Here is an 11,003-nt window from a genome sequence, read left to right as displayed (position 1 = left end):
AATTTGCCCACAGACAATCCCATGCCTCCGGGATACAACGGTGCCATGGCGCAGACGAAGACGTTTCATCTACATCTCGTTTCGGACTCGACCGGCGACACCATTCATAGCGTCGCGCGCGCCTGCCTCGCGCAGTTCGAGGGGGCGGAGCCGATCGAGCACTTCTGGAATCTGGTGCGCACCAACCGCCAGCTCGACATGGTGGTCGAGGAGATCCGCGACCATCCCGGCGTCGTGGTCTTCACTTTGGTCGATGACGGGCTGCGCCACCGGCTGATGGATGTCTGCGGCACGCTCGGCGTGCCCTGCATCTCGGTGCTCGACCCGATCATGGCGGCGCTGGCGCAGCAGCTCGGCATGGCCGGGCACGGTCGGCCGGGCCGGCAGCACGCGATGGACGCGGCGTATTTCCACCGCATCGAGGCGATGGACTACGCCCTGGCGCATGACGACGGCCACCTGACGGGCGAGCTGCACCAGGCCGACGTCATCCTGATCGGCGTCTCGCGCACCTCGAAGACGCCGACCTGCCTCTACCTGGCCAATCGCGGGGTGAAGGCGGCGAATGTGCCCTTCGTCCCCGGCCTGCCGCTGCCGGACGACCTGCACAAGGTCAGCCGGCCGCTGATCGTCGGCCTGACCAAGGACCCGGAGCGGCTGATCCAGCTGCGCCGCAACCGCATGCAGATGCTGAACCAGGCCCAGACCACCGACTATGTCGACCCCGAGCAGGTGCGGTCGGAGGTGGCGGAGGCGCGGCGCTACTTCGCCAAGCACCGCTGGCCGGTGCTCGACGTCACCCGCCGCGCCATCGAGGAGACGGCGGCGGAGATCCTGTCGCTGCTGGCCCGCCGGGGGCGCAGCGCGGGGATCCCCGGGGCATGAGCGCGATCGTTCTCGCCTCCGGCAGCGCCACGCGTCGGGCGATGCTCGAGGCCGCCGGCGTCGCCGTCACGGTCAGCCCGGCCGCGATCGACGAAAGCGAGGTCAAGGCGTCGATGCGAGCCGAAGGCGCCTCTCCGGCCGATGTGGCCGAGGCACTGGCGGTGCTGAAGGCGCAGCGGGCGTCGCGGCGGCACCCCGGCGCGCTGGTGATCGGCGCCGACCAGATGCTGGACTGCGACGGCGTCTGGCACGACAAGCCGGTGGACCGGGCGGCGGCCCGCGACCAACTGCTGGCGCTGCGCGGCCGCACCCACACTTTGACCTCGACCGCGGTGGCGGTGCGCGACGGCCAGCGGGTGTGGCACGCGACCGACCGGGCGAAGCTGACCATGCGGCCGTTCAGCCACGTCTTCCTCGAGGGGTATCTCGACGCGGTCGGCGACGCGGTGCTGTCCTCGGTCGGCGGCTATCAGCTGGAGGGCCGCGGGGCGCAGCTCTTCGCCAAGGTCGAGGGCGATCATTTCACCGTGCTCGGCCTGCCGCTGCTGCCGTTGCTCGGCTTCCTGCGCGACCACGGAGTGCTGCCGTCGTGACCTTGACCGCGAAGGGCCGCCTGGCCGGGGTGATCGGCTGGCCGATCGGGCATTCCCGCTCGCCGCAGCTGCACGGCCACTGGCTGGCCCGCTACCGGATCGACGGCGCCTATGTGCCGATGGCGGTGCCGCCCGAGCGGCTGGAGGCGGCGCTGCGCGGCCTCGCCGCCCTGGGCTTCCGCGGCTGCAACGTCACCGTGCCGCACAAGGAGGCGGCGATGGCGCTGGTCGACGAGCTCGACCCGCTGGCCCGGCGCATCGCCGCGGTCAACACCATCGTGGTGCGCGAGGATGGCAGCCTGTTCGGCACCAACACCGACGGCTTCGGCTTCCTGGCCAATCTCGAGGCCGGCACATCCTTGAACGCGAAGGAGGGCGGCTGGTCGGCCGGCCGTGGCCCGGCCGTGGTGGTCGGCGCCGGCGGCGCGGCCCGGGCGGTGATCGTCGCCCTGGCCGATGCCGGCGCGCCCGAGATCCGCTTGGCCAACCGCACCCGGGCGCGGGCCGAGGCCCTGGCGGCGGAGCTGGGCGGCGCGATCACCGTGGTCGACTGGGCCGACCGCGCCGCGGCGCTGGATGGCGCTGCCCTGGTGGTCAACACCACGACCGAGGGCATGGTCGGCCGGCCGGCGCTCGACCTGCCGCTCGACGCACTGCCGGCGGATGCGCTGGTCAACGACATCGTCTATGCGCCTCTGGAGACGCCGCTGCTGGCCGCCGCCCGCGCCCGGGGCAACCCGGTGGTCGACGGCGTCGGCATGCTGCTGCACCAGGCGCGGCCGGGTTTCGAGGCTTGGTTCGGGGTGGCGCCGGTGGTCGATGCCGCGCTGCGGGCCGCGGTGCTGGGGGCCTGAGCGTGAGGATCCTGGGCCTGACCGGCTCGATCGGCATGGGCAAGTCGACGGCGGCGGCGATGTTCCGGCGCGACGGCATCGCCGTGCACGACGCCGACGCCGCGGTGCACGACCTGATGCGCCGGGGCGGCGCCGCGGTGCCGGCGGTTGCCAAGGCCTTCCCGGAGGCGGTGCGCGACGGCGCGGTCGACCGCAAGGCGCTGGGCGCGCTGGTGTTCGGCAAGCCGGATGCGTTGCGCCGGCTCGAGGCGATCCTGCACCCGCTGGTGCGCCGCCGGATGCGCCGCTTCCTGCAGCAGGCCGGGCGGCGCGGCGACACGCTGGTGGTGCTGGACATCCCGCTCTTGTTCGAGACCGGGGGCGAGCGCTTCTGCGACGCCGTCGCCGTGGTCAGCGCGCCGCGCCTCCTGCAGCGCCAGCGGGTGCTGGCCCGGCCGGGGATGACCCGGGAGAAATTCGCCGCCATCCTGGCGGCGCAGATGCCCGACCGTGAGAAGCGGCGGCGGGCGGATTGGGTGGTGCCGACCGGCCTCGGCCGCCGGCCGACGCGGCTCGCTCTGCGGGCCGTGCGGCGGCAGGCGCTGGCCCGGCCGGGGCGGCGCTGGCGGCCCTCACTGAAGGTGATGTGATGCGCGAGATCGTCCTGGACACCGAGACCACCGGCCTGCACGCGCTGGGCGGCGACCGCCTGGTCGAGATCGGCGGGGTCGAGATGATCAACCACGTGCCGACCGGCGCGCATTATCACGTCTACATCAATCCCGAGCGGACCGTGCCGATGGAGGCACAGCGGGTGCACGGGCTGACCGACGCCTTCCTGGCCGACAAGCCGGTCTTCGCCGAGGTCGCCGGCGGGTTCCTGGATTTCATCGGCGATGCCAAGCTGGTGATCCACAATGCCGAATTCGACATGGGCTTCCTGAACATGGAGCTCGGCCGGCTCGGCCTGCCGCCGATCCCGATGGCGCGGTCGATCGACACGGTGGCGCTGGCCCGGCGCCGCTGGCCCGGCGCCCAGGCCTCGCTCGACGCGCTGTGCCGCCGCTTCGGCATCGACAATTCCGGCCGCACGCTGCACGGGGCGCTGCTCGACGCCCAGCTGCTGGCCGAGGTCTGGCTGGAGATGTGCGGCGGCCGCGAGCCAGGCCTGGCCATCGCCACCACGGTCGAGGTGACCGAGACCACCGTGGTGGTCGAGCGCATCGCCCGCCCGCCACGGCCGCACGCGCCGACGGCGGAGGAACTGGCCGCCCACCTCGCCTTCATCCAGGGCCTGACCGACCCGCTGTGGCTGAAGGAAGGGTAAGAAAAAGCCCCGCCGAAGCGGGGCCTGGTCTCTGTCCTGGAGGGCAGTCGTAGGTTGGGTTCGCGGGCGCGAACCCAACCTACGGGAGCGGATACGCCTTTCAGTTCACGCTCGGCTGGCCCTCGGCCTCGGAGCGGGCGCGGAGCGCGGCCAGCTGGCGGCGGAACAGCTCGGTGAAGTCGATCGGCTGGATCAAGAGCGGCGGGAAGCCGCCGTTGCGGGTCGCCTCGGCGATCACCGACCGGGCGAAGGGGAACAGGAGGCGCGGCGCCTCGATCAGCAGCAGCGGCGCGGTCTGCTCCTTGGTCACATTGGCCAGGGCGACCACGCCGCCGTAGCTCAGCTCGCACAGGAAGGTGGCGGCGTCGCCGGTCTTGGCCTCGGCCTTGATGTGCAGCACCACCTCGAAGGCGTTCTCGGCCAGCTGCTGGGTGCGGACGTCGACATTGACCGTCACCTGCGGCGGCGTCGCCTGCTGGGTCAGGCTGCGCGGCGCGTTCGGATTCTCGAAGGACAGGTCCTTGACGTACTGCGCCGAGATCTGCAGCGAGGGCTGCAACTGCTGCTCGGCATCCGGCTGCTGGTTGACGTCCGACATGAAAAATCTCCCTGGAAACTCTGGCTCGGCTGGCCGGCGAAAGACGGGGTCTCGCTAGCACGGAATTCGTGGCGGCCACAACCCAGGGGGGCCCCGTCAGGGCCGGCGCCGCGGGTCCCCCTCATCCTTGCCGCCCCAGCGCGAATCCTCGATCCGCGGCAGCGACGGGTCGCGGCCGCCGTCCGGCTTCACCTCGGTGTAGTCGGCGTCGATCACCGTGCCGCCCCCCATCCCTTGCCCACCGGGGCCGCGCCCGCCGGGCCAGACGGTGAAGCCGCCGCGCCGCTTCGCCTGCACGCCGAGCCAGCGGATCAGCGCGCGCCGCACCGGCGGCAGCAGCAGCGGCAGCGCCATCAGGTCGCTGAGGAAGCCGGGGAAGATCAGCAGCAGCGCGGCCAGCACCAGCAGGGCCGCATGGGCCACCGGCTCGGCCGGCGGCTCGCCGCGGGCCAGCGCCGCCTGCATCTCGCGCAGCGCCCGCATCCCCTGCCGCTTCAAGAGCAGCGAGCCGATCACGCCGACGGCGATGAACAGCAGCAGGGTGGCGAGCACGCCGATCCAGCGGCCGACCACGATGAACACCGTGATCTCGGCCAGGACCGGGACAAGAAGCAGCAGGGCGAGGAGGGGCATCGGTTTCCCTTGCCGTTTGGGGGTCGGCAGCCTATCTGTCGGGGGCAGGCGTCGTTCCTGACCGCGCATCCTGGCCCGGGCGGCCGTCCGCCGAAGGTTCGCTTCATCCGGACGGGCCGACCAAGAGGTAGTGTCGCGCGGCGCCCGGGTCCAGAGCGATGCATTCGGCGCCGGCACGGGCGCGCGACAAGTGAAGGGAGCGATGGGCGAAGGCTCTTTCCTCGATATCCTGGTTCTGGCGGTGATCGCCGGGTTCCTGATTCTGCGGCTGCGCAGCGTGCTCGGCCGGCGGACGGGGACGGAGCAGCGGCGGCCGAACCCGATCGCCCAGCAGCCGGCGCGGCCCGAGGCGCGCTCGCCCGACAATGTCGTGAGCATGCCGGAACGGCCGCGCGCCGCCGGCAACGGCGAGGCCGGCCCGGCCAGCGGCCTGACCCAGATCAAGATCGCCGACCGCAGCTTCAGCGAAAGCGGCTTCGTCGGCGGCTCCCGCGCCGCCTTCAAGATGATCGTCGAGGCCTTCGCCCGCGGCGACACCGCGACGCTGCGGCCGCTGCTGTCCGACGAGCTGTACGACGAGTTCAGCGCCGCGATCCGCGACCGCCTGGCCGCCGGCCATACGCTGGAGGAGACGGTGGAGGCGGTCGACCGTGCCGAGATCGTCGACGCCCGCATGGACGGTCGCACCGCCTACGTCACCGTGCGCATCGCCTCGCGCCAGAAGAGCATGCTGCGCGACGCCGAGGGCAAGGTGATCGAGGGCAGCCCGGACCAGACGGTCGAGGTCACCGACATCTGGACCTTCGCCCGCAACACTCGCGCCACCGACCCGAACTGGGCGCTGGTCGAGACCCGCGAATCCCACTGACCCGCCGATGCCGTCGCTCCTGACCCGTCCGGCCCGGCCCTGTCCGGGCCGCGGCCGTTCGGCCGAGGATGCCGACCGCTGATCCGGCATGGCCAAGACCCGCAAACCGAGCGAGGAAGAGCGCCGCCTCTGGCGTCTCGTGACGCAGGATGTCGCGCCGTTGCGGCCGCGCGACCCGGCATCCCCCCCGCCGCCTCCGCCCGAGCCCGCTCCATCCCCGCCGCCGCCCCGCCCGGCCCCGCCCGGCCAGCGCCCGGCGGCAGCAGCGCCGAAGCCGGCCGGTCCGGCGGCCGCGCCGAAGCGGCTGCGCTCCGGCGACCTGACCGGCATCGATGGCCACCGGGCCGACCGGCTGCGCCGCGGCAAGCAGGAGATCGAGGGCCGGCTGGACCTGCACGGCATGCGCCAGATCGAGGCCCATGACGCGCTGATCGGCTTCGTCGCCTCGGCCCAGCGGGCGGGCAAGAAGATGCTGCTGGTGATCACCGGCAAGGGCAGCTTCTCGAACGGCGACAGCGTGCTGCGCGCCAATGTGCCGCTGTGGCTGAACGAACCGCCGCTGCGCGACAAGATCCTGGCCATCACCCCGGCCCATCCCCGCGACGGCGGCTCCGGCGCGCTCTATGTCGTGCTCAAGCGCCGGCGGGACGGGTAGGCGGTCAGCGGATCAGGTCGATGGTGACGCCCACCGCACCGGCGATGTCCTGCCAGGGCCGATCCGCCGTCATTGCCGGCACCCCCAGCTGTTTGGCCAGGGCGAGACAGGCCCGGTCACCCAGCGACAGACCTGCCGATCGGGTTAAAGGCAACAACAGCCCAGTGGTATAGGCGAGATCTTCGTCGAAGGGGACGCGCTCGAACGACAACAACTCGAGAGCCTGTCGCGCCTTCGCTTCCGCCATGCCGTTGCGAGCAAGATGGCCGATCACCTCGGCCTGATTAACCGTGGTCATCGCGGCGTCGGCCAACATCTTCTTCACCCTGTCTCCCCCCGGTTCCTGAAGCAGCAAAGCGAGAACCGCGGAAGCATCCAGTACGGCGGCCGTCATTCCCGTTCAGCTTCCCGACGGCGTTCGGCCAGAAAGGCGTCGACGGAAGCTTCCGGCCTGTTGCCGAGAGCCTGCCGGACCAGGGCCTGGGCTTGCGCCACCGCCTGCTCCACGGTCCGGATCCGGATGTCCTGTCCGTCGAGTTCGACCACGACATCACCGCCATGCTCCAGGCCGATGGCTCGGCGCAGTTCGGCTGGGATGCTCAGGCGCCCGGATTCGGAAACTTTGGCTTTAACAACAGTCATGGCATCACTCCAAAACCTGCCATATCTGAGAAACATGGCGTCGTACAGGGCCCACGGCAAGCGGCCAGTTCAGTTCGCTGGACCTATCGCTCCGAACTCCGCCAGGATCCACTCCCGCACCGCCGCCACCGCCTCGTCCTCCGGACCTGGCCGGCGGACCAGGTGGAAGCCCATGCCCTCGATCGCCGGGCCGAAGGGCTGCACCAGCGTGCCGGCGGCCAGCTCCGCCGCCACCAGGGTCAGGCTCAAGAGGCCGACGCCGTGGCCGGCCGCCACCGCCTGGATGGCGTGGCTCTCATCGGTGCAGCGCAGGGCCGAGGCGCCGCCTTCCGGCAGCCCGGCGGCGGCGAACCAGCGCGGCCAGGACGGCTTCTCCGGATGCGGCACGCGCCACTCGAAATGCACCAGCCGGTGCTGGGCCAGCTGCTCCGGCGCCGTCAGCCCCAGCGCCGGATGCGCCACCGGCGCCAGCCGGTCGGTGCCCAGCGGCTCCGACCGCAGCCCGGGATACATGCCGCCGCCGTAGCGGATGGCCAGGTCGGCGGTGCCGGCGGCGAGGTCGACCGGCTCGTCCGCGGCCAGCAGGCGCAGGGTGACGTCCGGCCGCCGCTCCTGGAACGACGCGACGCGGGGCACCAGCAGCCGGGCGGTGAAGGCGCGGGTGGCCGTCAGGGTCACGGTGCTCGGCCGGGACCGGGCCGACAGCCCGTCGATGGTGCGGGCGAAGGCGTCGAAGCCGTCGCGCAGCACCGGGTACAGGCGCTGCGCCGCCTCGGTCATCACCACCTGCCGGGTCCGCCGCTCGAACAGCCGCAGCCCCATCGTCTCCTCCAGCAGACGGATCTGATGGCTCACGGCCGTCGGGGTCACCAGCAGCTCCTCGGCGGCGCGCTTGAAGCTGAGATGGCGGGCGGCGGCCTCGAAGGCGCGCAGGGCGGCGAGCGGGGGCAGGCGGCGCATGGCGGTCCGGACGGATGAGTTCACCTCAGCCATAGGATGAGGGATTCGCCTTTGTCCGCAAGCCAGAAAGCGCACATCTCCTGGGCGGGAGACAGTCCGGAGATCAGCCATGACCACGATCCTGCACATCGATTCCAGCGCCCGCCTCGGCCGCTCGCACAGCCGGCGCCTGTCGGCCCGGTTCGTCGAGGCCTGGCTGGCCCGGCGGCCGGGCGACAGGGTGATCCGCCGTGACGTCGGCCTGGAGCCGCCGCCGCCGGTGACCGAGGCCTGGATCGCCGCCGCCTTCACCAAGCCGGAGCGGCGGACGCCGGAGATGCGTGCCACCCTGGCGGTCAGCGACGCGCTGGTGGACGAGCTGGAGCGCGCCGACCTGATCGTCGCCGGGGTGCCGATGTACAATTTCGGCCTGCCGGCGCAGATGAAGGCCTGGGTCGACAACATCGTCCGCGTCGGCCGCACCTTCGGCTTCGACCGCAGCCGCCCGGGCGAGCCCTACTGGCCGATGCTGTCCGGCAAGCGGCTGGTGACGCTTGGCGCCCGCGGCGACTGGGGATACGGCCCGGGCGAGCGGCTGGCCGGCCTCAACCATGCCGAGCCGCATCTGCACACGGTGTTCCGCTACATGGGCATCACCGACGCGGTGTCGATCGCAGCGGAATACGACGAGTTCGCCGATGAGCGGATCCGGCAGTCGCTGCAGGCGGCAGAGGCGGAGATCGACCGGCTGGTGGCGCGGATGACCGAGGAGGCGCAGGCAGCCTAGCGTCTTAGGCTTGCTCCTCCTGGGACCCAGGCATGCTTCCGGTTTTGCGCACCAACACCCCTTCTCTGAGCAGATCGTCTATTCCGCGCTGAATTAGATACCGCGCCACCTCAGAAGGGCTGTTTCCGTAGGCGCCCACCACGACCAAATCTCTAAGATAATCAACGATTTGCCCAGATAGAGTGGGGTGGACTTTCTGTGTCTTGTTGACACTCTTTTGCTTCGGCATGCGGCTAATAATACCGCGTGAGGGCGAGCTTGGGGATTCTAATTAGAATCTAACTAGGCCCTTGACGGAATCGCGTTTTGGCCACAATATGTTGTGGTGTTGAGGTGAACTCAGCGCAAAAAAGAAGGGCGGCCGAGGCCGCCCGAAGTGGGAAAAGTTGGCGGAGGCGGTGGGATTCGAACCCACGGGGCCACGGTCGCCCTTGGAAGCTAAGGGGCCCTCCGGATTAGGAATCCGGCGCGATTAACCACTCTGCCACACCTCCACAGTCTGCTTTTTGCAGAGGGCCAGCGTTTCGCTGGCCCTTTCCTTATAGCGTGGAAGTGGATTTCGTGCAACGAGATGGTGGGTTGCTACCTACATCTGGGCAAATCCTTGATCTCTCTTGCCACCAATGGTAGCGACGGACCAGTGACCGGTTCCTGAAATCGCTGATCGGGAACCCATTTCAGTCCAATGGCTCTAGTCTGGACCATACATCTAGTATGGTCATCTCCGTGGGTTGCCGACGCCTGAGCCAAGCGGCCGACCCGAGACTTTCACGCACCTGTCATCCGGCCGTCATCGGCCGACCCCACTCTCCGGCCGCGCTTCGTCTGAGAAGGGGGATCCATGCGTCCGTTCCGTCTTGCCGCCGCCTCGCTGGCGGTCATGGCCCTGTCCGCCGCCGCTGCCCTAGCCGGCGACGACCCGGCGCCGCAGACCTATCCGGCGGTGCTGGCCGGCCATGCCGTGCTGCCGGCGATGACCTTCGCCGCGCCGCCGGCCGATGCGCCGGCGATGTTCGCCACCTCGGCCAAGTTCGCCGGCCCGACCCTGGCCCGGATCGACCGGCCGTTCAGCGTCATGGGCACCACCGGAGCCAAGGACGCGGTGCGCGAGACCGGCCTGCTGTTCCCCTTCGTCGGCCAGGCGGTGCAGGGCTTCAGCGGCATCAAGCCGGTCGGCAACGGCGAATATGTCGTCATCACCGACAACGGCTTCGGCGCCAAGGCGAACTCGCCGGACGCGATGCTGATGGTGCACCGGGTGAAGCCGGACTGGCAGGCGGGCCGGGTGTCGGTGCTGAACACGCTGTTCCTGTCCGACCCGGACAAGAGGGTGCCGTTCCGCATCGTCACCGAGGCGACGAAGGAGCGTTACCTGACCGGCGCCGATTTCGACATCGAATCGGTGCAGCTGGTCGGCGACCATTACTGGTTCGGCGACCATTACTGGTTCGGCGACGAGCTGGGCCCGTTCCTGATCGAGACCGACGCCGCCGGCCGGGTGCTGACCGTGGTCGACACCGTGGTCGACGGCAAGCCGGTGCGGTCGCCCGACAACCCCTACCTCACCATGCCGGGCGCCCCCGGCCCGGTCGCCTTCGAATCGCGCCGCAGCAAGGGGTTCGAAGGCATGGCGGCGTCGGAGGACGGCAAGACCCTGTACCCGCTGCTGGAAGGCGGGCTGTGGGATGCGGCCAAGGGTGCGCCGGAGACGGACGCCCAGGGGCATGAGGTTCTGCGCGTGCTCGAATTCGACGTCGCCTCGAAGAAATACACCGGCAAGTCCTGGAAATACCGGCTCGAGGCCAACGGCAACTCGATCGGCGATTTCAACCTGATCGGCGGCACCCGCGGCCTGATCATCGAGCGCGACCAGGGCGAGGGCGATGCGGCCCAGGCCTGCCAGGGCGCGCTGAAGCCGGACTGCTTTGCCACCCCGGCCAGGCTGAAGCGGGTGTTCCTGGTCGACCTTGCGGATGCCCGACGCCGACGGCATCCTGCGCAAGATCGGCTCGATCGACCTGCTGGCGCTCCAGGACCCGGAGCACAAGGCGCGCCGGGGCGGGCATGACGGCGTGCTGAGCTTCCCCTTCGTCACCATCGAGAACGTGGCGCGGGTCGACGCCGACCACATCATCGTCGCCAACGACAACAACCTGCCCTTCTCCTCCGGCCGCGCCGTCGACCGGCAGGACGACGAGGAGTTTGTGCTGCTCAAGGTCACCGAGCTGCTGAACGCGAAGTAG

15 protein-coding genes and 1 tRNA gene are annotated in these 11,003 nt (G+C 70.3%); 10 read left to right on the top strand and 6 right to left on the bottom strand.

All coding sequences use genetic code 11. The features are described from left to right. Nucleotides 1–45 precede the first annotated feature (45 nt). The 5 genes from ACFW16_RS01950 to dnaQ are packed head-to-tail and all read left to right on the top strand — an operon-like array spanning nucleotide 46 to nucleotide 3,638. Complete coding sequence (locus tag ACFW16_RS01950; RefSeq protein WP_380301308.1) at nucleotides 46–885, top strand: pyruvate, water dikinase regulatory protein; 840 nt, start codon at nucleotides 46–48, stop codon at nucleotides 883–885. Beyond that, nucleotides 882–1,478 carry a Maf family protein gene (locus tag ACFW16_RS01945; protein WP_380301306.1) on the top strand — a complete coding sequence of 199 codons (597 nt, stop codon included), beginning with the start codon at nucleotides 882–884 and terminating at the stop codon, nucleotides 1,476–1,478. The genes ACFW16_RS01950 and ACFW16_RS01945 overlap by 4 nt, the downstream gene beginning before the upstream one ends. Further along, on the top strand, nucleotides 1,475–2,332 hold the full coding sequence (locus ACFW16_RS01940) for a shikimate dehydrogenase (RefSeq protein ID WP_380301304.1): 858 nt from the start codon (nucleotides 1,475–1,477) through the stop codon (nucleotides 2,330–2,332). The genes ACFW16_RS01945 and ACFW16_RS01940 overlap by 4 nt, the downstream gene beginning before the upstream one ends. Nucleotides 2,333–2,334: 2 nt before the next feature. Next, nucleotides 2,335–2,961 (top strand): dephospho-CoA kinase, encoded by a 627-nt coding sequence (coaE, locus tag ACFW16_RS01935; protein ID WP_380301302.1) that lies wholly within the window; start codon nucleotides 2,335–2,337, stop codon nucleotides 2,959–2,961. Continuing rightward, nucleotides 2,961–3,638 (top strand): DNA polymerase III subunit epsilon, encoded by a 678-nt coding sequence (dnaQ, locus tag ACFW16_RS01930; protein WP_380301301.1) that lies wholly within the window; start codon nucleotides 2,961–2,963, stop codon nucleotides 3,636–3,638. Before coaE ends, dnaQ begins: the two co-directional genes overlap by 1 nt. Nucleotides 3,639–3,738: 100 nt before the next feature. On the opposite strand, the gene secB is transcribed toward dnaQ, so the two are convergent. Continuing rightward, entirely contained in the window at nucleotides 3,739–4,236 is a 498-nt protein-coding gene (gene secB, locus ACFW16_RS01925; protein WP_380301300.1) for a protein-export chaperone SecB, read from the bottom strand. Nucleotides 4,237–4,332: 96 nt separating this feature from the next. Beyond that, a complete protein-coding gene (locus ACFW16_RS01920; RefSeq protein ID WP_380301299.1) occupies nucleotides 4,333–4,869 on the bottom strand; it encodes an FxsA family protein in 537 nt (178 codons plus the stop codon). A 202-nt stretch (nucleotides 4,870–5,071) separates the two neighbouring features. Between ACFW16_RS01920 and ACFW16_RS01915 the strand changes: the two genes are divergently transcribed. Both ACFW16_RS01915 and ACFW16_RS01910 read left to right on the top strand, forming a co-directional pair. Beyond that, nucleotides 5,072–5,737: a Tim44/TimA family putative adaptor protein gene (locus ACFW16_RS01915; RefSeq protein ID WP_380301297.1), complete on the top strand. Its 666-nt coding sequence runs from the start codon at nucleotides 5,072–5,074 to the stop codon at nucleotides 5,735–5,737. A gap of 88 nt (nucleotides 5,738–5,825) precedes the next feature. After that, entirely contained in the window at nucleotides 5,826–6,392 is a 567-nt protein-coding gene (locus tag ACFW16_RS01910) for a Smr/MutS family protein (protein WP_380301295.1), read from the top strand. A gap of 4 nt (nucleotides 6,393–6,396) precedes the next feature. On the opposite strand, the gene ACFW16_RS01905 is transcribed toward ACFW16_RS01910, so the two are convergent. The 3 genes from ACFW16_RS01905 to ACFW16_RS01895 all read right to left on the bottom strand — a co-directional run bounded on the left by ACFW16_RS01905 (nucleotide 6,397) and on the right by ACFW16_RS01895 (nucleotide 7,994). Next, nucleotides 6,397–6,786 carry a type II toxin-antitoxin system VapC family toxin gene (locus ACFW16_RS01905; protein ID WP_380301293.1) on the bottom strand — a complete coding sequence of 130 codons (390 nt, stop codon included), beginning with the start codon at nucleotides 6,784–6,786 and terminating at the stop codon, nucleotides 6,397–6,399. Further along, nucleotides 6,783–7,034, bottom strand: a complete 252-nt coding sequence (locus tag ACFW16_RS01900) for an AbrB/MazE/SpoVT family DNA-binding domain-containing protein (RefSeq protein ID WP_380301291.1) — start codon at nucleotides 7,032–7,034, stop codon at nucleotides 6,783–6,785. Before ACFW16_RS01900 ends, ACFW16_RS01905 begins: the two co-directional genes overlap by 4 nt. Nucleotides 7,035–7,103: 69 nt before the next feature. Beyond that, complete coding sequence (locus ACFW16_RS01895; protein ID WP_380301290.1) at nucleotides 7,104–7,994, bottom strand: LysR substrate-binding domain-containing protein; 891 nt, start codon at nucleotides 7,992–7,994, stop codon at nucleotides 7,104–7,106. A 109-nt stretch (nucleotides 7,995–8,103) separates the two neighbouring features. Here ACFW16_RS01895 and ACFW16_RS01890 point away from each other — a divergent pair, with 109 nt between their 5' ends. Then, a complete protein-coding gene (locus tag ACFW16_RS01890; protein WP_380301288.1) occupies nucleotides 8,104–8,760 on the top strand; it encodes an FMN-dependent NADH-azoreductase in 657 nt (218 codons plus the stop codon). Between the two features lie 387 nt (nucleotides 8,761–9,147). Here ACFW16_RS01890 and ACFW16_RS01885 read toward each other — a convergent pair. Then, nucleotides 9,148–9,254, bottom strand: a tRNA-Arg gene (locus ACFW16_RS01885). Between the two features lie 347 nt (nucleotides 9,255–9,601). On the opposite strand from ACFW16_RS01885, the gene ACFW16_RS01880 reads away from it, so the two are divergent. After that, a complete protein-coding gene (locus tag ACFW16_RS01880; protein WP_380301286.1) occupies nucleotides 9,602–10,828 on the top strand; it encodes an esterase-like activity of phytase family protein in 1,227 nt (408 codons plus the stop codon). Further along, a complete protein-coding gene (locus ACFW16_RS01875) occupies nucleotides 10,734–11,003 on the top strand; it encodes a hypothetical protein (RefSeq protein WP_380301284.1) in 270 nt (89 codons plus the stop codon). Before ACFW16_RS01880 ends, ACFW16_RS01875 begins: the two co-directional genes overlap by 95 nt.

Source organism: Inquilinus sp. NPDC058860, assembly GCF_042743185.1.
GTDB lineage: Bacteria > Pseudomonadota > Alphaproteobacteria > DSM-16000 > Inquilinaceae > Inquilinus.
Note: the sequence above shows the minus strand (reverse complement) of the source record. Positions and strands in the feature narration are given on the sequence as shown.